This is a genomic window from Polaromonas sp. (genome assembly GCF_049790275.1).
Taxonomy (GTDB): Bacteria; Pseudomonadota; Gammaproteobacteria; order Burkholderiales; family Burkholderiaceae_C; genus Polaromonas.
In genome coordinates, this window is sequence record NZ_JBAQYR010000017.1 from 1 (window position 1) to 19,707 (window position 19,707).

At 66.0% G+C, this 19,707-nt stretch carries 21 protein-coding genes; 13 read left to right on the top strand and 8 right to left on the bottom strand.

Features of this window, described 5'->3' with window-relative positions; translation table 11 throughout:
* The coding region (locus tag WA904_RS02500; RefSeq protein WP_425195548.1) for an L-threonylcarbamoyladenylate synthase at nt 1-692 on the top strand (692 nt) is incomplete at its 5' end.
* 15 nt (nt 693-707) lie between these two features.
* On the opposite strand, the gene WA904_RS02505 is transcribed toward WA904_RS02500, so the two are convergent.
* Together WA904_RS02505 and WA904_RS02510 are read right to left on the bottom strand one after the other, a co-directional pair.
* Nucleotides 708-1,697 (bottom strand): Bug family tripartite tricarboxylate transporter substrate binding protein, encoded by a 990-nt coding sequence (locus WA904_RS02505; RefSeq protein ID WP_425195549.1) that lies wholly within the window; start codon nt 1,695-1,697, stop codon nt 708-710.
* 58 nt (nt 1,698-1,755) lie between these two features.
* Nucleotides 1,756-3,147, bottom strand: coding sequence for a M20 family metallopeptidase (locus WA904_RS02510; protein ID WP_425195550.1), 1,392 nt, complete (start codon nt 3,145-3,147; stop codon nt 1,756-1,758).
* 125 nt (nt 3,148-3,272) lie between these two features.
* Between WA904_RS02510 and WA904_RS02515 the strand changes: the two genes are divergently transcribed.
* Both WA904_RS02515 and WA904_RS02520 read left to right on the top strand, forming a co-directional pair.
* Nucleotides 3,273-4,193: a LysR family transcriptional regulator gene (locus WA904_RS02515; protein ID WP_425195551.1), complete on the top strand. Its 921-nt coding sequence runs from the start codon at nt 3,273-3,275 to the stop codon at nt 4,191-4,193.
* A 171-nt stretch (nt 4,194-4,364) separates the two neighbouring features.
* Nucleotides 4,365-5,216: a sensor histidine kinase gene (locus tag WA904_RS02520; RefSeq protein ID WP_425195552.1), complete on the top strand. Its 852-nt coding sequence runs from the start codon at nt 4,365-4,367 to the stop codon at nt 5,214-5,216.
* A gap of 21 nt (nt 5,217-5,237) precedes the next feature.
* Here WA904_RS02520 and WA904_RS02525 read toward each other — a convergent pair whose 3' ends face one another.
* A complete protein-coding gene (locus WA904_RS02525) occupies nt 5,238-5,504 on the bottom strand; it encodes a SemiSWEET family sugar transporter (protein WP_425195553.1) in 267 nt (88 codons plus the stop codon).
* 38 nt (nt 5,505-5,542) lie between these two features.
* Entirely contained in the window at nt 5,543-7,036 is a 1,494-nt protein-coding gene (gene dacB / locus WA904_RS02530) for a D-alanyl-D-alanine carboxypeptidase/D-alanyl-D-alanine endopeptidase (protein ID WP_425195554.1), read from the bottom strand.
* A 53-nt stretch (nt 7,037-7,089) separates the two neighbouring features.
* Here dacB and WA904_RS02535 point away from each other — a divergent pair, with 53 nt between their 5' ends.
* From WA904_RS02535 to WA904_RS02550, 4 genes are read left to right on the top strand one after another with little or no spacing between them, the layout of a single operon-like run.
* Nucleotides 7,090-8,109 (top strand): DMT family transporter, encoded by a 1,020-nt coding sequence (locus WA904_RS02535; protein ID WP_425195555.1) that lies wholly within the window; start codon nt 7,090-7,092, stop codon nt 8,107-8,109.
* A 7-nt stretch (nt 8,110-8,116) separates the two neighbouring features.
* Nucleotides 8,117-8,845: a tRNA (adenosine(37)-N6)-threonylcarbamoyltransferase complex dimerization subunit type 1 TsaB gene (tsaB, locus tag WA904_RS02540; RefSeq protein ID WP_425195556.1), complete on the top strand. Its 729-nt coding sequence runs from the start codon at nt 8,117-8,119 to the stop codon at nt 8,843-8,845.
* A 6-nt stretch (nt 8,846-8,851) separates the two neighbouring features.
* Nucleotides 8,852-9,331 (top strand): ribosomal protein S18-alanine N-acetyltransferase, encoded by a 480-nt coding sequence (rimI, locus tag WA904_RS02545; protein WP_425195557.1) that lies wholly within the window; start codon nt 8,852-8,854, stop codon nt 9,329-9,331.
* A 10-nt stretch (nt 9,332-9,341) separates the two neighbouring features.
* The gene (locus tag WA904_RS02550) at nt 9,342-10,271 is read left to right on the top strand and encodes a uracil-DNA glycosylase family protein (RefSeq protein WP_425195558.1); all 930 of its coding nucleotides are present in this window, start codon (nt 9,342-9,344) and stop codon (nt 10,269-10,271) included.
* Nucleotides 10,272-10,367: 96 nt separating this feature from the next.
* Here WA904_RS02550 and WA904_RS02555 read toward each other — a convergent pair whose 3' ends face one another.
* Nucleotides 10,368-11,249 carry a DMT family transporter gene (locus tag WA904_RS02555; RefSeq protein ID WP_425195559.1) on the bottom strand — a complete coding sequence of 294 codons (882 nt, stop codon included), beginning with the start codon at nt 11,247-11,249 and terminating at the stop codon, nt 10,368-10,370.
* Between the two features lie 237 nt (nt 11,250-11,486).
* Here WA904_RS02555 and pyrF point away from each other — a divergent pair, with 237 nt between their 5' ends.
* The 5 genes from pyrF to WA904_RS02580 all read left to right on the top strand — a co-directional run bounded on the left by pyrF (nt 11,487) and on the right by WA904_RS02580 (nt 16,442).
* Complete coding sequence (pyrF, locus tag WA904_RS02560; protein ID WP_425195560.1) at nt 11,487-12,311, top strand: orotidine-5'-phosphate decarboxylase; 825 nt, start codon at nt 11,487-11,489, stop codon at nt 12,309-12,311.
* Nucleotides 12,312-12,340: 29 nt separating this feature from the next.
* A complete protein-coding gene (locus WA904_RS02565) occupies nt 12,341-13,240 on the top strand; it encodes a LysR family transcriptional regulator (protein ID WP_425195561.1) in 900 nt (299 codons plus the stop codon).
* Nucleotides 13,241-13,347: 107 nt separating this feature from the next.
* Nucleotides 13,348-14,427, top strand: a complete 1,080-nt coding sequence (locus WA904_RS02570) for an asparaginase (protein ID WP_425195562.1) — start codon at nt 13,348-13,350, stop codon at nt 14,425-14,427.
* 52 nt (nt 14,428-14,479) lie between these two features.
* Nucleotides 14,480-15,472: a Bug family tripartite tricarboxylate transporter substrate binding protein gene (locus WA904_RS02575; RefSeq protein ID WP_425195563.1), complete on the top strand. Its 993-nt coding sequence runs from the start codon at nt 14,480-14,482 to the stop codon at nt 15,470-15,472.
* Nucleotides 15,465-16,442, top strand: coding sequence for a succinylglutamate desuccinylase (locus WA904_RS02580; RefSeq protein WP_425195564.1), 978 nt, complete (start codon nt 15,465-15,467; stop codon nt 16,440-16,442). The genes WA904_RS02575 and WA904_RS02580 overlap by 8 nt, the downstream gene beginning before the upstream one ends.
* 111 nt (nt 16,443-16,553) lie before the next feature.
* On the opposite strand, the gene WA904_RS02585 is transcribed toward WA904_RS02580, so the two are convergent.
* Nucleotides 16,554-17,198, bottom strand: a complete 645-nt coding sequence (locus tag WA904_RS02585) for an NAD(P)-dependent oxidoreductase (protein ID WP_425195565.1) — start codon at nt 17,196-17,198, stop codon at nt 16,554-16,556.
* A 111-nt stretch (nt 17,199-17,309) separates the two neighbouring features.
* Here WA904_RS02585 and WA904_RS02590 point away from each other — a divergent pair, with 111 nt between their 5' ends.
* Nucleotides 17,310-18,227, top strand: coding sequence for a LysR family transcriptional regulator (locus WA904_RS02590; RefSeq protein WP_425195566.1), 918 nt, complete (start codon nt 17,310-17,312; stop codon nt 18,225-18,227).
* On the opposite strand, the gene WA904_RS02595 is transcribed toward WA904_RS02590, so the two are convergent.
* Nucleotides 18,214-19,125, bottom strand: a complete 912-nt coding sequence (locus tag WA904_RS02595) for an EamA family transporter (protein ID WP_425195567.1) — start codon at nt 19,123-19,125, stop codon at nt 18,214-18,216. The two genes, WA904_RS02590 and WA904_RS02595, sit on opposite strands and share 14 nt — an antisense overlap.
* Nucleotides 19,125-19,574: an acyl-CoA thioesterase gene (locus tag WA904_RS02600; RefSeq protein WP_425195568.1), complete on the bottom strand. Its 450-nt coding sequence runs from the start codon at nt 19,572-19,574 to the stop codon at nt 19,125-19,127. The genes WA904_RS02595 and WA904_RS02600 overlap by 1 nt, the downstream gene beginning before the upstream one ends.
* Nucleotides 19,575-19,707: the final 133 nt, after the last annotated feature.

A 19,707-nucleotide genomic window follows, 5' to 3' on the forward strand; every position in this document is an offset into this window, starting at 1 on the left:
GTGTTGCCGCCGCCGCCGCCGGCGGGCAGGACTCGATCGGCCTGCGCTGCCCTGCGCACCCGGTGGCGCGCGCCCTGCTCAAGGCCGGTCTGGACCTGGGTACAAAGGGGGTAGCTGCACCCAGCGCCAACCGATTCGGCCGGGTCAGCCCGACCACCGCGAAACATGTGGCTGAAGAATTCGGCGACAGCCTGCTCGTGCTCGACGGCGGGCCGTGCGAGGTCGGCATCGAGTCCAGCATCGTCGATTGCACTCGCAGCCGGCCTGTGCTGCTGCGCCCCGGCGTGCTCACGCGCGCGCAGCTCGAAACCGCTTGCGGCGAAGCGGTGCTGGGCAACGAGGAGTTCATGGGCGCAGAGGCCCCGCGCGCTTCCGGCACGCTGGAGTCGCACTACGCGCCCAATGCCAAGGTGCGGCTGATGGATGCCGGCGCCATCCAGACCGCGCTCGACCTGCTGGGCCCCGACGCTGCACACATCGCGGTGTATGCCCGCGCGATTGTGCGCATCAAGTCGACGCAGGTGCTTTACCGCCGCATGCCCGACGACGCTGCCGCGGCTGCGCAGCAGCTTTTTTCCGTGCTGCGCGATTTCGACGCGCAAGGCGTCAAGCTGATCTGGATCGAACACCCGCCGGCCGATCCGGCCTGGGATGGCGTGCGTGACCGGCTGGTCCGGGCTGCCGCGGGTTGACGGCCAGTTAGGCTGTCAGTCCAGGCTGATGCCGGCCCGCGCGACCAGCGCCCGGTAGCGCGAAATTTCCGAGTCCATCACTTCGCGCAGGGCCTGGGGTCCCAGCATGGCGGGCTCCATGGATTGCAGCATCAGTTTTTTCCGGACCTCGGGTTCGGCCATCACCGCGCCCAGGGCTGCCAGCAGCTTGTCGCGCACTGCAGCAGCCATGGCCGGTGGCCCCGCCATCGCGTACCAGGCATCCAGCAGCGCGGAAGACAGCTGCAGTTCTCCATAGGCCGGCACGCTGGGCATCAGCGAGGAGCGTTTTTCGCTGATCACGGCCAGGACGCGCAGCTTGCCCGACTGCAGTAGCGGGTTCACCGCTGCCATGGTGTCGATGCCCAGGTCCACGTCGCTGCGCGCCACGCCGATGCTGGCTTCGGCGCTTCCCTTGTAGGGGATGGGCGACAGCTGGGTGCCGGTGGCATGGGCCAGCAGTTCACCGGCCAGGTGCGGCGCGGAGCCCGTGCCGAAGGTGGTGTAGGTCACCGATTTCGGGCGGGCGGCCGCCTTGGCGGTCACGTCCTTGAGCGTTTTGTGCGGCCCGCTGGCCGACGTGACCAGCACCAGCGGCGCTCGCGCCACCAGCGCCAGGGGCGAGAGCTGTTTGTAGGGGTCGTAGCCCAGTTTGCGGCGCACGGCCGGGTTGACCGTGTAGCTGCTTGAACCTGAAAACAGCAGGGTGTGGCCATCCGGGTCCGCGGAGCTGACGGTCACCACGCCAATCGCGGTCGACGCACCGGGCTTGTTGTCAATCACCACCGGCTGCCCCAGCCGCGCCGACAGCCGTTCGGCGATGATGCGCGCCGCCAGGTCGGTGCCGCCGCCGGGCGGGAAAGGCACCACCAGCCGGATCGGCTTGCTGGGCCAGGCGGGCTGCGCCTGAACCGCGGGCCATGCGGTTGCCGCGGCAAGTGTGGCGGCCACGGTGCGAAGGGCTGAACGCCGCGAGGGGTAAGGCATGGAGGTTCCCGGGAAGGTGGTTGGTGGAGGGATGACGAAAGGAACAGGTGTTGGCCCGTCAGTGCCAGGGCAGGCCCCGGGCTTCGCCCAGGTCCCAATACAGGCCGCCCATGATCTGCAGCCCTTCGCGCGCCACGTCGGCCAGCAGGTGCTCATTGGGGGCGTGCTGGGCGCAGGCCGGGTAGGAGTGCGGCACCCACAGGGTGGGCAGGCCCAGGCCGTCGGCAAACACATCGTTGGGGAGCGAGCCCGCCAGATTCGGCAGCAGGGTGACCGGGCGCTGTGCGCTCGCCGCCATGGATGTCAAGGCCCAGGCGACCCAGGGGTTGTCCAGGGGCAGCCGGGTGGCCCGCGCGCCGAAGGTGAGCTCGATCTGCACCATCGGAAAGCCGTGGGCATCCAGGTGCGCACGCAGGATTTTTTCAAGATCCTGCCACGGCGTGCCAACCACGAAACGGAGCTGGCAGAAAGCAGTGGCACTGGCGGGAATCGCATTGATGGGCCGCTGCGGCGAGCCCGAACCCATGGCCAGGATTTCCAGCGTGTTCCAGCCCACCAGCTTTTCGATGGGTGTGAGTCCGGGCTCGCCCCAGGCCGGGTCGATCTCGGGGTCGTCTTCGCCGTCCGCCACCTGGATGCCGTGCAGGGCCTGTCGTATGTCATCGGGCAAGGGCGGGGGCCGCAGGCCTTCCACCAGCAGCCGCCCCTTGGCATCCACCAGGCAGGCCAGCGCATGCGACAGGACAATGGCCGGGTTGGCCAGCACACCACCCCAGTTGCCGGAGTGGTAGGCACGGTCCCGGCTTTTGACCTGCAACTGGAAATTGACACCACCGCGCGAGCCCAGAAACAGCGTGGGCCGGTCGGCCGATACACGCGGGCCGTCGCAGGCAATCAGCAGGTTCGCGCGCAGGGCTTCGCGCTGGCGCGTGCAGAATTCGGCCAGGCCCGGCGAGCCGGCTTCTTCCCCCATTTCCAGCAGCCAGGTGACGTTGTAGCCCAGGCGGCCGCCCCTGGCGCGCAGCGTGTGTTCCAGTGCGGCGAGATTGATGCTGTGCTGCCCCTTGTTGTCGGCGGTGCCGCGCCCGTACCAGCGCTGTCCTTCAATCCTGAGCCGCCAGGGGTCCAGCCCCTCGCGCCACTGGGTGCTTTGCCCGTTGACCACGTCGCCGTGGCCATAGGTCAGCACGGTGGGCAGGGACGGGTCTTCGACACGGCGGGCGACCAGGAAGGGCCCGCCGCGCGGGTCGGGGTTGGCGCTGACCTCGCAGGAGAACCCCATGCGGGCCAGTGCCGGCACCATTTCTTCATGCAGGTAGCCGGCAAGCACCTCGCCGGGCGGGCCGGCATCGCTTTCGGTGCGCCAGGCGACGCGGCGATCCAGGTCGCTTTCAAAGCCGCCGCCGTCGAAATAGCCGGCCAGTGATTGGAGCAGTTGCGCGCGTGTCATGCCGTGAAACCCCTTGGGCCCGGCACATGCCAGACCATTGCAAAAATTGTATGGATCAAACTTTCAATTCACAATATTAGAATTGGCAAGGGCCTTTGCCTTTTTCGCAACCGGAATCAACCGCGATGTCGCTTCCCCTGCTTTCCACCGCCACCCGCTACTTCATGGAAGTGGCCCGCACCGGCTCGGTCAGCGAGGCGGCCGGCCAGGTGCATGTGGCCGCTTCGGCAGTGAGCCGGCAGGTGGCCAAACTCGAAAGCAGCCTGGGCTGTGTGTTGTTCGACCGGCAGGCGCGCGGCATGGTGCTGACCGAGGCCGGTGAACGCCTGGCGGCCTATGTGCGCATGGCCGAGCAGGAAACCGAACGCGTGGCGCAGGAGCTGCGCGGGCTGGACGCGCAGCGCACCAGCCGCATCCATGTGGCCTGCACCGAAGGTTTTGCTGCCGGCTTCATGCCGGGCGCCATGGCGTCCTTCCATGCGCGCCACCCGCTGACCAGCATCTTCCTGCAGGTCGGATCTTCGGACGAAGTGAGCCGCTGCCTGCTGCGCGGGGAAGCCGACATCGGCCTGAAGTTTGCGGTCGCGCCGGAGCATGGCCTGCAGATAGAACTCAACCGCGCCGCGCCCATCATGGTGCTGGTTGCCGCCTCACACGCGCTGGCCCGGCGCCGGCGCGTGTCGATTGCGGACGTCGTGCGCCACCCCATCGCGCTGCCCGCCGCCGGCACCACGGTGCGCCAGGCCTTTGACCTGTGCTGCGGCCTGCAGGGCCTGCAGTACCAGGCCATTTATTCAGGCAACTATGCGGCCCTGCTGGCGCTGGCGGCCACCGGCGAAGTGCTGACGCTGTCGAGTTACCTGAGCGCTGCGCACCTGGTCGCGGCCGGCACGCTGGTGGCTGTTCCTGTAACGGAGCCTTTGCTGGAGCAGCGCAGCCTGCAGATTTTGTCGCTGCAGGGGCGCTCCCTCGGTGCGCCGGCACGCAGCTTTGTGAATCATCTGGTGGCCGCCGTTGCCGCGGGCCAATACGGCAGAAAAGCGTGAACCGCTGAGCGACCCAGCATCGGGTCGCTCAGCTTGACGGCCAACTGCCCTGCAGTGCATAGTGGACTCGGCCGCGCCGCGCGGTAGACAGAAAAAGCAAAAGGACCTTGATGACATTTGCGTTGAACTTGACAAGCTACCGGGCACCGGCAGCCGGGCCCTGGGGCTGAGATGGCTACATCCTCCGACTTTCCCACCGTCAGTGCCGTGCCCGCCATGGCCGCGCTGCTGCAGAAAATACGTGACGGCAGCGACGTTGCTGCGGCGGAGCATGAAATCCTGCGCATCACCAGCCTTCTCGAAGACGAGCTGAACCAGCGCAGTGCCGAAGTGGTGGCCGCCAACAAGGAGCTGGAGAACTTTTCCTATTCGGTTTCGCATGACCTGCGCGCACCGCTGAGCACCATCGACGGCTTCAGCCGCCTGTTGGAAGGGGCGGTGGCCAAGGGCAATACGGAACGCAGCACGCACTACCTGCAGCGCATACGCCTGGGCGTGGGCAACATCAACGAGCTGATCGCCGCATTGCTGGCCGTCTCGCGGCTGCTGCGCGCGCCCATGGCAGTGCAGGCGGTGGACCTGGGTGCGCTGGCCCAGGGCGCTTTTGCCGCGCTGCAGGAAGCCGACCCGGAGCGCGCGGCGCAGATCGAGGTGCAGCCGGCGCTCATCGCGCAGGGGGACCCGGCACTGCTCAAGCAGCTGGTCGATCACCTGGCCGGCAACGCCTGGAAATTCACCTCGAAAAAGCAACGTGCCGCCATCGCTGTCGGCAGCCAGGCCGGGGCGGATGGCGAGACGGTTTATTTCTTCAGGGACAACGGTGCCGGTTTCGACATGGCCCAGGCCGAGAAACTGTTCGGCATCTTCCAGCGCATGCATGTGTCGTCGGATTTTCCCGGCATCGGTGCCGGCCTGAGCACCGTGCAGCGCATCGTGATGCGGCATGGCGGCCGGGTCTGGGCCGAAGCCGCGCCCGAACAGGGGGCGACGATTTATTTCACGCTGGGAGGCAGCGCCGTCTAGACGCCAGGGGCGGGCCGCCGCTCAGGCGGGCTGCCCATACCTGCGCTTCATCAGCAGGATGGCCAGCGCCAGGGCCAGTGTGACGGCATTGGCGGCAACAATCGGCCAGGCACGCAGGACGATGCCGTAACCCAGCCACAAGGCCACGCCCAGTGTGAACACGCTGTACATGCCGGCGGAGATGCCGCTGACATCCTTTGTCTTGAAGGTGTGCCAGACCTGCGGTATGAAACTCAGCGTGGTCAGGCAGGCCGCGCTGTAGCCGAGCAGATCAATCCAGTCGTTCATTGTTTGGGTGAAGTTGGTTGTGTTGAATCTGCAGCGTGTCAGCGCTCCTGCACGGCCCACTGGATCAAGGCGTCCAGTGCGGGCCGGCCGGCGCCTGCGTTCGGGTGGTTGATGATGCCGACGATGATGTAGCGTGCGCCACTCGCCCCATTGGCATACCCGGCCACGGCGGCCACGTCGCGCAGCGAGCCGGTTTTCATGAAAGCCTGCCCGGTGACTGCCTTGGCGCGCGCGCGCATGGTGGCGTCCACGCCGGCGACCGGCAGGGAATCGACGAAGTCCTGTGCCACGCGGCTTTGTGCGGCGCCCTGCAACATGGCAGCCAGGCTGGCCGCGCTGATGCGCCCGGTACGGCTCAGGCCCGAGCCGTTGTCCATCTCCGGTGCGGGCAGCCGCGGCACGGTTTTTTTCCACCAGGCGGCCAGCGCGCTGCGGCCGGCCTCCGGCGAGCCCTGCGCATGTTCACCCGGCTGGGCATGGCGCCCCAGCGTGAGGAACAGGTGCTGGGCCATGACGTTGTTGGAGAACTTGTTGACGTCACGCACGATCTCGCGCAGCGGCAGCGAAGGCGCATCCAGCCGCAACGGCGCTTTTTCGCCGGACAGCGTGCCCCGGGCGCGCAGCGTCACCAGTTCGGCGGCGGTGGCGTCGCGCACCCTGCCGGTCAGCAGGCCGCCCAGTGCACGCCACGAACCTTCGATGGCACGGGCCGCAAACGTGGCGGGTTCGGCGTACGCCGTGGGCCAGACCCGTTCGCCGCAGGCCATGGAGTAGCTGCCGGCAAACTGGATGCGGTTGGGGTTGTCCAGGCTGGCTTGCAGCTCGCCGCGCCAGTCGCCGCAGCGGGACACGCGGGCAAGCGGCACGCTGTCATCGATCATCAGGCCGGCCATGGGCGGCTCGGTATGCACCAGGGCACGGCCGCTGGCCAGGTCGGGTGTGAAACGCAGCACCAGCGACTTGAAATTGATCAGCAGCGCATCGGGTTGTGCGTTGTAGGGCCGCAGCGGCTCGCCGTCGAATTCACCGGCATCCGCCGTTGCTGCCTGGAAGGCGCTGCGGTCCAGCACGATGTCGCCGCGTATCACTTTCACGCCACTGGCCTGCACCTGCGCCAGCAGGGCCTGCAGGCGTTCGACCACCATTTTCGGGTCGCCGCCGCCGCGCACCACCAGGTTGCCGTTCAGCAGGCCGTCCGACAGGCTGCCGTCCATGAGCACCCGGGTGTTCCAGGTGTAGTCCGGCCCCAGCACATCCAGCGCCGCATAGGTGGTCACCAGTTTCATGACAGAGGCAGGGTTCATCGGCACCGTGCTGCGGTGGTCCAGGCGCGGCGGCTGTTTGCCGGAGGCGTCCATCACCAGCAGGGTGACGGCATCGACCGGCACCTGCGCACGTACCAGCGCCTTGGCGACGACGGGGGGCAACGCGGGTTTGGGCGCACGCGGCGCTTTCTGGGCCGGCGCCCAGCCGGGGGCCAGGCCCAAGGCTGCCACGGCAGCCAGCCGGCAAAAGAGGGGAAGACGGAGCATGGCTGATTATCCGTGTTGCCCCGAGGCCAGCGGCTTGCCCGGATAATCCCCCCATGCGTTTTTCTCCCAAGACGGTGGGCGTGCTTGCCGCCATCGTGACCGTCACCATCTGGACCTCCTTCATCGTGATTGCACGCGCCACCGCGCACCGCAGCCTCGCACCGCTGGACATCAGCCTGCTGCGGTTTACCGGCGCAGCGCTGGTGTTGCTGCCCTGGGGCGCCTGGCTGGTCTGGCGGCGTGCGCGCGACGCCGGCACTGCGCTGGCACCGCCAAGCTGGCTGGGCCTGTCGCCGCTGGGCTTCAGGCTGACGGCGCTGATCGGCCTGGTGGGCGGCGTCGGCTACGCCTGCCTGGCCTACAGCGGCTTTTATTTCGCGCCGGCGGCGCATGCCTCGGTGCTGCTGCCCGGTACCCTGCCGCTGAGCACCACCCTGATGGCCGTGCTGATCCTGAAAGACCGCGTGACGCCGGTGCGCGCCATCGGCCTCGGTTTGATCTTTCTGGGCGACGTGATGGTGGGTGGCGCCAGCCTGCTGCGTGCCTGGGTCGAGCCCGACAGCCAGGTCTGGAAGGGCGATCTGCTGTTCCTGGGCGCTTCCACCTGCTGGGCCGTGTATTCGGTGCTGGTGCGCAAACATGCGCTGCAGGCGGTGCAGGCCACGATTGCCATCAGCGTGTTTGCGTTTGTGAGCTATGTGCCGGTCTACAGCCTGCTGGCGCTCTCCGGCGCCATCGCCACCCGGTTGGCCAGCGCGCCCTGGAGCGAGATTGTTTTCCAGATGGTGTTCCAGGGCGTGGGCTCGGTCGTGATTTCGGGCATCACCTTCACCAAGATGGTCCAGTCCTTCGGCCCGGTGCGCTCAACCATGATCACGGCCGTGGTGCCCGGCCTGTCGGCGCTGGGCGCGGTGATCTTCCTCGGCGAGCCGCTTTACTGGAATTTGCTGGCCGGGCTGGCGCTGGTCACGCTGGGCATCGTTTTCGGGGTGCGGGCACAGGCCAGGCGGGTCACAGAACATGCTCCTGGTTTGATAGCTGATGGCGCAGGCGCCACAAGGGTCAAGGGTTGAAATGGTTATGAAACTCCTGGCTTTTGACACCAGCACCGACAGCATGTCGATTGCCGTCAGCGACGGCACCCGCGGCTGGCAGCACACCGGCCCTGGCGCCGCGCAGGCTTCCGCCACACTGATTCCGGCGATTCTCGAGCTGCTGGGCCAGGCCGGCCTCACGCTGGCCGGCCTGGATGCGCTGGTGTTTGGCCGCGGCCCCGGTTCGTTTACCGGCCTGCGCACGGCGTGTTCGGTGGCGCAAGGCCTGGCGCTGGGCGCACGCCTTCCCGTGCTGCCGCTGGACACCCTGCTCGCGGTGGCGGAGGAAGCCCGTTTCCAGCACCAGGGCCCGAGGGCGGCTGGCAGCCTGCAGGTGACGGCGCTGCTCGATGCGCGCATGGACGAGATGTATGTGCAGCGGTTTGCCTGCAAGGCCGGAAGCTGGACCTCCCTGGCCGACTGCACCCTGATACGCCCGGAAAACCTGCAGCCTGATCCGGCGGACAACCTGCTGGCCGGCAATGTTTTCGGCGTCTACGCGGCGCGTCTTCCGGTGTTTCCGGACAGTCTGCCGCGCATCACCGCTTTGCCGACGGCCACGGCCATGCTGCGCCTGGCGCCTGCGTTGCTGGCCGCCGGCCACGGCGTTCCGGCCAGCCAGGCGCTGCCGCTGTACATCCGCGACAAGGTCGCCCTGACCACGGAGGAGCGTGCCCGTGCCAAGGCCGGCAGCCTCCCGGTGGCCGGTCGATAATGACGCATGAGCGCTGTTCTCGAACCCCTCGAAGCCCAGTTCGAAGCCATGACCGAGTCATGGTTCGATGCGGTGCTGCAGGTCGAGCAAAGTGCCTATGCCCACCCGTGGACGCGCGGCAACTTCAGCGACTCGCTCAAGGCCGGCTACCAGGCGCTGGTGTTGACCGGCGGCAGCGGGCCGAGTGCGGAACTGCTGGGCTATTTCGTGGCCATGAAAGGCGTGGACGAGGTGCACCTGCTCAACATCACCGTGGCACCGGCACACCAGCGCCAGGGTTGGGCCCGCGTGATGCTCGACGCGCTGGCGCTGTGGTCGCGCGGCGAGGGCGCGCAGTGGCTGTGGCTGGAGGTGCGCCTGAGCAACGGACGGGCCCGGACGGTTTACGAGCGCTACGGCTTTCGCCACGTCGGCACCCGGCGCCAGTATTACCCGGCTGCGAACGCGGGGCGCGAAGACGCGGTGGTCATGAGCCTGGCATTGTGAAGGCGCCGCGATGAGCCTGGACCTGGACAAACGCCAACGCGCCATGCTGCGCGAAATGGGTGTGCGCCTCTGGCAGCCGCCGCCCGCCGCCGGCCTTGTGCCAGTATCTGATGCTATCAATACAGTAGCTGTTGATGTCCGTACGGAAAGGGCTGAAGCCCGATTTGATGCTGCAACTCCAGCGGCACGCAGCGCGCCTCCTGAGCGGGTACCCGTGCCTTCCGTGCGCCAGGCGCCTGCCCCGGTACGAGCGCCCACGTCGCAGTCGGCGCCTGGCCTGCAGTCGCGCCCTGCAGGCGTGGAGCTGATGGACTGGCCTGCGTTGCAGGCCGCCGTTGCCGGCTGCCGCGCCTGCGCCCTGTGCCAGAGCCGCAAGAACACCGTGTTTGGCGTCGGACCGGCTGCCGCTGGCGGCGCGCCGCAGATCGACTGGCTGGTGGTCGGCGAAGCTCCCGGCGAAAACGAAGACATCGCCGGTGAGCCCTTTGTCGGCCAGGCCGGCAAGCTGCTCGACAACATGCTGCTGGCCATGGGCCTGCAGCGCGGAAGCGACGACACGCCGTTGCGCGCCGGCGTTTCCAAAAACGTGTTCATCACTAACGTGCTCAAGTGCCGCCCGCCGGCCAACCGCAACCCCGAACCTGCCGAAGTGGCACAGTGCGAGCCCTACCTGAAGCGCCAGGTCGAGCTGCTGCAACCCAAAATGATTCTTGCGCTAGGCCGCTTCGCTGCCCAGTCACTGCTGCAGGACAGCGTGCCCGATGTGCAGAAAATCCCGCTGGGCAAGCTGCGCGGCCAGGTACACCGCTACCTGGGCGTGCCGGTGGTCGTCAGCTACCACCCGGCCTATCTGCTGCGCAGCCTGGGCGACAAGGCCAAGGCCTGGGATGACCTTTGCCTGGCCATGAGTGTGGCCCCCACGGTCGCTCACTCCGTGTAGTTCGCTGCCCCCCGAGGGGGCCGCTGCGCCTGCGGCCCGGCAAAGCCGGTTCCGCGGCCCTTGCTTGTCTTGGAGAGAGTCCTTTGCGCTAGCCTGTCACTTGGCTGCCCGCGCTGGCGCCAGCACGGAGGCGATCGCCACCACCATCAGCACCACCGCGGCCCAGTCCTGCCAGTGCAGCACTTCGCCCAGGCCCAGTGCGCCCGAGAACACGCCGAGGATGGGAATCATCATCACGCTCAGGGTGGAGGCGATAGGCGGCAGGCTGCGCGCCAGGAAAAACCAGGCCGCGTGGGCAAAGCCGAAAATGATCACGGCGTTGTAAAGAATAGAGGCCCAGCTCACGGCGGAAGGCGTCTTCCACTGCGTCATTTCGAAGGCCGCGCTCAGGCCGGTCATCACCACTGCTGTCATCACCGTCATCCAGAAGGAAATCGTCAGTGTGGCCACCGGCATCGTGGTGTTGCGCAGCTTCTGGGTGCCGATGGCCCAGGTGGCTGCCGCCGCCAGCGCGCACAGCACCCCGATGGGCCGGCCCGACAGGTTGGTCAGCTCGTGCCACAGCAACAGCGACACGCCCAGCGCGGCTGCGGCCACACCCAGCCAGCTGCGGCGCTGGAGCTGGTTGCCGAAGAACCAGGCACCGAACAGCGCCGAAAAAATCGGCATGGTGTAGCCCAGAATCGCGGCGCGCCCGCTGCTGAGGTTTTTCACCGCCAGGATGATCAGGCCGTGCCAGATAAACATGTTGCTCACGCCCAGCCAGAACAATTCGCGGTATTTGTCGCGCGGCACAAAAAACGGCACCTTCATCAGCACCAGGGCCAGGCCCAGCACCGGAACGCCCAGCCAGATCGACAGCGCGCGAAAGGTCAGCGGCGGGAAATCGGCAACGCCGAGTTTCATGATCGGCCAGTTGACGCCCCAGGCTAGCGTGAGCAGGACGAGGAGTATCAATTGGCGGCGCGAGAGTTGCATGGACAGGTGTGGCGGAAGGTGATGGGTGCCGCTATTGTCCTGGCATCGGGGATATCTTGCTGCGCTCTTCAATCACGCAGGAGACGCGGAGCTTGCCCATCGCGCGCGACGGTAGGGGGAGATGTCTTGTCAAGCAGGGGGCGCGGGTCCGGCTTTGCCGGCCCGCAGGCGCAGCGGCCCCCCTGGGGGGCAGGGAGCTACACGCAGTGAGCGACCGTGGGGGCCTTAAAATGGTTCATGACTTTCCTCGAGATGCTGGGCGCGGCTGAGCGCCAGAACCAATCGATGTTGTGCGTGGGCCTGGACCCGGATCCCGTGAAGTTTCCCGGCAAGCTCAAGGGCGACGCCAACAAGATCTACGATTTCTGCGCCGCCATCGTGGACGCCACAGCCGACCTGTCGATTGCCTTCAAGCCGCAGATTGCCTACTTTGCCGCGCACCGCGCCGAAGGCCAGCTCGAGCGCCTGATGGAACACATGCGCCGGGTCGCGCCCCAGGTGCCCATCATCCTGGACGCCAAACGCGGCGACATCGGCAGCACCGCCGAGCAGTACGCGCGTGAAGCTTTCGAGCGTTACGGCGCCGACGCGGTGACGCTGTCGCCCTTCATGGGCTTTGATTCGGTCGCGCCTTATCTCAAGCACGAGGGCAAGGGCGCGTTTCTTTTATGCCGCACCTCCAACCCCGGCGGCGACGATTTGCAGAACCAGCGCCTGGCTTCCATCGAAGGCCAGCCCTTGCTCTACGAACACGTGGCCCGGCTCGCGCAGGGTCCGTGGAACCTCAACGGCCAGCTGGGCCTGGTGGTGGGCGCGACGTATCCGGCCGAGATCGAACGCGTGCGCGCCGTGGCGCCCACCCTGCCGCTACTGATTCCCGGTGTCGGCGCGCAGGGCGGCGACGCGGTGGCCACGGTGAAAGCCGGCTGGCGACCCGGTGCGCCCATCATCGTCAATTCATCGCGCTCCATCATTTATGCCTCGTCGGGCGATGACTTTGCCGAAGCCGCGCGGCGTGAAGCCATCAGGACGCGCGACGTGCTGCAGGCTGCGCGCGGCTGAAGCCCGGGCTGCAACCAGGAGTCGGACCCATGCAACTCAAATGGCTGGAAGACCTTGTTGCATTGGAACAAACGCGCAATTTCAGCCGTGCAGCGGAGCTGCGCAATGTCACCCATCCGGCTTTTGGCCGACGCATCAAGGCGCTTGAAGCCTGGGCCGGCACGCCGTTGATCGAGCGCGGCAGCAGCCCGGTCACCCTCACGGCCGCGGGTGCCAGCCTGCTGGACAACGCCCGGCAGACGATGCGCAACCTGGGGCATGCGCGCGAGGAATTACTGGGCGTGGCCGGGCGCCAGGAAGGTGTCGTGACCTTGGCCACGGGCCGCACCTTGGCGCGTACCCTGGTGGCCGACTGGCTGGTCAAGCTGCAACCGGTGTTGTCGCAAGCTGGCGGTGAATTCCGCATCCTGACACGTGCCCTCTCCGAGACGGCCCAATTGTTCGAGCGCGGCGATGCCGACTTCATGCTCACCTACCACCACCCGCTGCTGGCTGTTCGGCTCAATGCCCGGCAGTACAGCCCCCTTACCTTGGGGCAAGATCGGCTGGTTCCCGTGACACGCGCCAATGCCCATGGCCAGGGCAAACACCGGTTGGAGCCGGGCAAGCCCGCTGCCTATCTGGCTTACGCCAACACGCTGGCGCTGGGCCGGCTGGTGGAAGATCATCTCGCCAACCATGCGGATGCGCCTGACTTGCGCCGGGTGGTGGAGTGCGACTCGGCCGATGCCCTGATTGAGTACGCCCTCAAAGGCCTGGGTGTCGCCTGGTTGCCGTGGTCGATGGCGGCTGGCGCCGTCAAAGCCGGACAGCTCGTGCCTGTGGGCGACAAACGGCTGGAAATCGCTATCGACGTGCGTATCTACCGCCCCAAGCGGCGACTCAGTCCTCTGGCTGAAAACATCTGGCGCAGGCTTGAGGCAGGCTGATTTCGCCAGTCGATCTCTAAAAAAGCAATGAACTGTGCCGTAACGGCACAAGAGCAGACTCCGGCCGTTCGCACAATGGGCCGACTTCATTCACCCCAGGAGCTGCCATGAACCCATCTGTCGTATCCATCTCGCGCAGGCTTGTTTGCAGCCTGCTATTGACGGCCTGCGCCATTCCCGGACTCGCCCAGGAGGTGAAAAAACAAAACATCGTGCTCATCGCCACCGGCGGCACGATTGCAGGCGCAGGAGCATCGAGCGCCAACATCGGCGTCTATCAGGCTGCGGTGGTAGCTGTCGACAAAATCATGGCCGCAGTGCCGGAAATCCATACCATCGCAAACGTCAAGGGCGAGCAGATTTTCCAGATCGGATCGCACAACTTCACCAATGACCGCCTGCTTCAACTTGCTCGCCGGGTGACTGAGCTCCTCAAGTCGGAGGGGGTGGATGGCATCGTGATTACCCATGGCACGGATACTCTGGAAGAGACCTCCTACTTTCTCAATCTCACCGTCAAAAGCAACAAACCGGTGGTGATGCTCGGGTCCATGCGGCCCGGAACGGCGCTTAGCGCGGATGGGCCGCTTAACCTCTACAACGCAGTAGCGGTCGCCGCGAGCAAGGAGGCGGTGGGGAAAGGGACCTTGGTGGTCATGAATGACGAGATTCACAGCGCCCGCGACGTCACCAAAACCAACGCCACCAGGGTTGACACCTTTAAATCTCCCTACGGACCGCTCGGCCTGGTGGTCGAAGGCCAGGCCAGGTTTTATCGTGCGCCGATTCGCCCGCATACGGTGCAGAGCGAATTCGATCTCGACAAGATACAAGCCCTGCCCCAAGTGGATATTGCTTATGGCTATCAGAACATGTCCCGCGCGGCATACGACGCGCTTGTCGCCTCCGGGGCCAAGGCCATCATTCATGCGGGTGTGGGCGGCGGGAGTGTTCCCGAGTACATGGTTGGCCCGCTTAACGAGATTCGAGGCAAAGGGGTGTTTGTCGTTCGGGCAACCCGCACCGGCAGCGGCGTGGTTATCCGGAACAACTCGGTGAAGGATGACGCCAATGACTGGCTCGTTGTCGACGACCAGAACCCGCAGAAGGCTCGACTTTTGCTGGCCCTGGCCCTGACCAAAACGACCGACACAAAAGAGCTGCAAAAGATTTTCTTGAAATACTGAGGACTCAGACCCCGGCGTCTCGACACGGACCCCTTTCACTCCAGGACTTGCCATGACCACTTTGACAACCTTTCCCATATTGCGCCGCGTAGCCCTGATGGGCAGCCTGGCGCTGCTTCTGTCGGCCCCGGTCAGTGCCCAGACCGACAGCTACCCCAACAAGCCGATCACCATCGTGATTGGCTACCCACCCGGCGGCAGCACCGACTTGACGGGCCGCACGCTGGCGCATGAGCTGGCCAAGCGCCTGGGTGTGCCGGTGGTGATCGAGAACATGGGCGGTGCAGGCGGTGTCATCGGGGCGCAAAAGGTCGTCAACGCCATGCCCGACGGCTACACCCTGTTGGTGGGGGCCAACAACGAAATCGCCATCAGCCGGCTGGTTTCCCCCGCGGTGAAATACCAGGTCAAGGATTTCACGCCGATCGGCCTGATTGCCTCACAACCCATGGTGCTGGTGGCCTCGCAGAAGTCCGGCGTCAAGACCGTGGAACAGTTTCTCAGCCTGGTTAAAAAGAACCCCGGCAAGTTCAGTTACGGCAGCTCCGGCGTGGGCACGGCCCTGCATCTGGCGGGTGAGATGGTCAAGGAAAAAGACGGCCTGTTCATTACCCACATTCCCTACCGTGGCGTGGCGCCCCTGGCCAATGACCTGCTCGGCAACAACATCGACTTCGGCGTGTTTGTGTTGTCCAGTGGCCTGCCGCATATCCGCAGCGGCAAAGTGACTGCGCTGGGCATCACGGAGGCCAAGCGGTCTGCCGTGGCGGCCGATATTGCCCCGTTGTCGGACCATCCCAAGCTCAAGGGGGTGGACATCGGTGTGTGGTTTGCGCTGATGGGGCCGGCCAAGCTGCCCGAGCCGGTGCGGGTGCGACTCCAAAAGGCATTCGATGAAGCCATGCAGTCGCCCGAGCTGCGCAAGAAGCTGGAAGACAGTGGCTCCACAGTCGCACCACCCCAGGGCGACCTGACCCGGTTTCTCGATGCAGAGACAGCCAAGTACAAGAAAATTGTCGACCACGCCAAGATCACGAATGACTGAAGCGTTGGCTTTTGAACTACCTGTACCCGACCTTTCTGCCTGGCGCGCCGGCAACACCGGCGTGGAAGGGGTCTGGCACTTTGACTCCGGGCAAAGCGGGCGCTCCGTGATGATCAGCGCGCTGGTGCACGGCAACGAGTTGTGCGGGGCGTGGGCGCTGAAAGGTCTGCTGGAGGCGGGTGTGAAGCCCCGGCGCGGTCAACTGACTTTGATTCTGTGCAACCTGGCGGCTTTTGACCGGTTTGACCCGGCCAACCACGACGCCTCGCGTTTTGTCGATGAAGACATGAATCGCCAATGGCAGGTGGATCGCCTGGCCAGCGGCAGCACGCTGGAACGCCGCCGTGCCGCAGCACTCAGGCCCTTTGTCGAGCGGGCCGGCTGGCTGCTTGACCTGCATTCCATGCACGAACGCGCAGCCCCCTTGCTGCTGGCCGGCATGCAGCCGCGCAACCTGGCGCTGGCCCGGCGCCTGCGCGCACCTGAACACGTGGTGGTGGACGCCGGGCACAAGGACGGCGTGCGCATGCGCGACTTCGGCCGGTTTGGCGAGCTGGATCCGGAAGGCGAGGACGCGGCTACGCGTTCACTCCTGCTGGAATGCGGCTTTCATGGCGACCTGAGCAGCCGCGTGGTGGCCGAAGACATGTGTGTGCGCTTCCTGGAAGCTGCCGGCACGCTGGACGCCGAAGCCCTGCAGCACGCCCTGCCGGGCTGGCTGCAAAGTGATGCGCCGCGCCAGTGGGTGCTGGAAGTCACCGGCCCGGTGGTGGCGCGCAGCGACCGGTTTCGTTTCACCCAGGCCTTCCAGGGGCTGGAGCTGATCGAGCAGGCCGGCACCGTGATTGGCTGGAACGACACCGAGCCCGTGACCACGCTCTACGACGACTGCGTGCTGGTGATGCCCTCGGTGCGCCAGGCCCGCGCCGGTGTCAGCGTAGTGCGTTTCGCGCGCCGGCGTCCCTTGTAAACAGATCCGCCACGGCGCGCCCGGATGAGGGCTGGCGCCGCGGGGGATTGATATGCTATATATTTGGTAGCTATTTGCGCCCGTATTTCAAGGGCTAGAGGCCGATTTCGTTCAATGCGCCACGGTAAACCGCTTCTGCACATGCCGCGGCGTCTCGATCTCATCAACAATCGCCACAGCCAGGTCGGCTACTGAAATGCCGGCCGGCTGGTCGCCTTGGCCGGGCAGCAGGTTGTCGGCGCCCAGTCGGTATTGGCCGGTGCGTTCGCCCGGAGCCAGGCCAATCGGAGGCGAGACAAAGCTCCAGTCCAGCGTGTTTTCTTTTTTGAGTTCGTTCAATGCTTCGCGCGCGGCCAGCGCGCCCTGCTTGTACGCAGCCGGAAACGGCGGCGTGTCCACCAACTGCAGGCCGGGCGCCACATACAGGCTGCCGGCACCACCGACCACCAGCAGGCGTTTGACGCCCGAGGCTTTGACGCCTTCCACAATCGCTTGGCTGGCCTGCAGGTGCAGGTCATAAATCTTCGGCTCGCTCCAGCCCGGGTTGTAGGCGCTGATCACCGCGTGATGGCCGGCCACGGCTTTGGCCACTTGCGCTGCATCCAGCGCGTCGGCTTTCACTACAGCGAGGCCTGTTTGCGCGGGCAGCTTGGAGGGCGTGCGGGCCAGCACCGTGACTTTGTGGCCGCGGCTGAGCAGCTCGGCAAGAACGGGAGAGCCGACAAAACCGGTGGCGCCAATGAGTGCGATGTTCATGAAAAACTCCTGAAGGTGAATGAGGTTCCTAGTCTGATTACTTCACAAGCTGCTGAATAGATGGCTTAATTGGTTAATACTGTGAAGTACAGCTAATCAATCACACCAAAAATGGACCAATTCAAACGCATGGCCATCTTTGCCGAGGTGGTGGCAGCCGGCTCCTTGACTGCCGCTGCGCGGCAGCTGGGCATGACGCCTTCGGCCGTGAGCCAGCACCTGCGGCAACTCGAACAGTCGCTGGGCCTGGCCTTGCTGCACCGTTCGACCCGGCGCCTGACGCTGACTGAAGCCGGCGAGCGCTACCACGCGGGTTGCGCGGCCATGGTGGCTGCCGCGCGTTCTGCCGAGCAGTCGCTGGCGCGCCTGCGCGACGAACCCGAAGGCGAGCTGCGGCTGGCGGCCCCCATCGGTTTCGGTGGTCTGCTGGCCAATGCCCTCGCGCCCTTGCGCGGCCACCCCAAACTGTCGCTGCGCCTGCTGCTGGACGATGCGGTGATCGACCTTATCGCCGCGCGGGTGGACATCGCCTTGCGCGTGGGCGCGCTGGCCGATTCAACGCTGGTGGCGCGCAAGCTCGGCAGCATGAAGCGGCAGTTGTGCGCGGCTCCGAGCTACCTGGCTGAACGCGGCTGGCCGACTACGGCGCAGGACCTCCTGTCGCACGACTGGCTGGGCGGGCGGCCCGGTGCCGCGGGCGGCGAGGTGCTCGAGTTGCAAGGCCCGGGGGGCGAGCAGCAGACGGTGCGCATGGAAGGGCGGGTGCAGGCCACGCAGGTGACGGCCCTGCATGCACTGTGTGTGGCCGGCTGGGGTATCAGCATTGTCGTCAGCGACGACGACCGGCGTGCACTGGCCGACGGTCGCCTTTTGCCGGTGCTGCCGGCTTGGCACCTGCCTGATCTGCCGGTGTATGCCATCACGCCGCGGCGCGGCGAGCAGCCCGCCAAGGTGCGTCATGCATTGGACCTGCTGGCCGCTTGGTTCAGCAAACCAGGCCCGGTGGACGCGCGTGTCAGCGTGGCTTGAACAGCCCGCCCAGCATCACGCAGCCCAGCGCCGCCACCAGCAGCGCGATGCCGGCCCACTGCCACGGCGTGATGGCCTCGCCGAGCACCAGCATGCCAGCGGCCAGGCCGACCACCGGCACGCCCAGGCTGAAGGGTGCGACGCGATTGGCCGGGTGGCGCTTGAGCAGGCCTGTCCACAGGCTGTAGCCCAGAAGGGTGGCGACCCAGCCCAGGTAGGCCACGGCCAGCCAGCTCGAGGCGCGTGCGCCTGTCCACTGCCAGCGCAGGGCTTCGGGATCAAACACATAAGACAGCGCCGCGAAGGGCAGGATGGCGAAGATGCCGCTCCAGACCACAAAAGCCAGCGGTGAATAGGCCACGCCGCTTTGCTGCACATGCCGCGCGACGATGTTGGACATCGCCCACATGGAGGCGGCGCCCAATGTCAGCACAAAGCCTGCCAGTGTGGTGGCCGATGCGCTACCGCTGCCCGGGTTGATGTAGTTGAGCGCAAAACACGACAGACCCAGCGCCGCCAATACCATGCCCGCCTGCAGCGGCCGGCTGGCGCGCTCGCGCAGCAGCACAAACCCAAACAGCGCGGTGAAAAACACCTGGGTTTGCAGGAGCACTGAGGCCAGCGCTGCGGTCATGCCGACCTTCAGTGCCACGAATAGGATGCCGAACTGCCCGACGCCCTGGAACAGCCCGTAAAAGGCCAGCCACTTCCAGGAGATGTTGGGTGGGCGGATGAACAGGGCCAGCGGGAGCACGGCAAACACATACCGTGCGGTGCCCAGCTGGAAAGGCGTGAAGTCGCGCAGGGCGAACTTCATGACCACAAAGTTGACACCCCAGACCACCACCACCGCCAGGGCCGATGTCAGATCGCGGCCGGTCAGCGCGTTGGGCCGCATCAGTGGTGCGACTGTGCGGCGCGCGCCAGGTCCAGATGGGCCTTGACGTTTTGCGCCAGTGCGATGTCACCCGGTGTTTCGGGCAACCAGGACTCGACGGGCAGCGCCTTGCCATTCGGATCCACCGCCACAAACACCACCACACATTCGGTGATGGCTTCCATCTGGCCGGTTTTCATGTCGCCGGCGCGCACTTCGACGGAGATGTTCATGCTGGTGCTGCCGGTGTAGGCCAGCCGCGCCTGCACTTCCACCAGGTCGCCGATCATGATGGGGCGCTGGAAGCGGATGCTGCCGACCGAGACGGTGACGCAATAACGCTTGGCCCAGCGTGTGGCACAGGCGTAGCCGGCCTCGTCGATCCATTTCATGACGGTGCCGCCGTGGACCTTGCCGCCAAAGTTGATGGTGCTGGGTTCGGCCAGGAAGCGCAGGGTGATCGATGACATGGAAGGCCTCAGTGGGTTGCAACAGGCGGCGCGTGCGGGGAAACCCCGGCACGCGTCATATATTGTCACCCATGACCGACGCGGTCTGCATCCTCTTTTCCCGCTCCGGGAGCGGGGGTCAGGGTACCCGCGG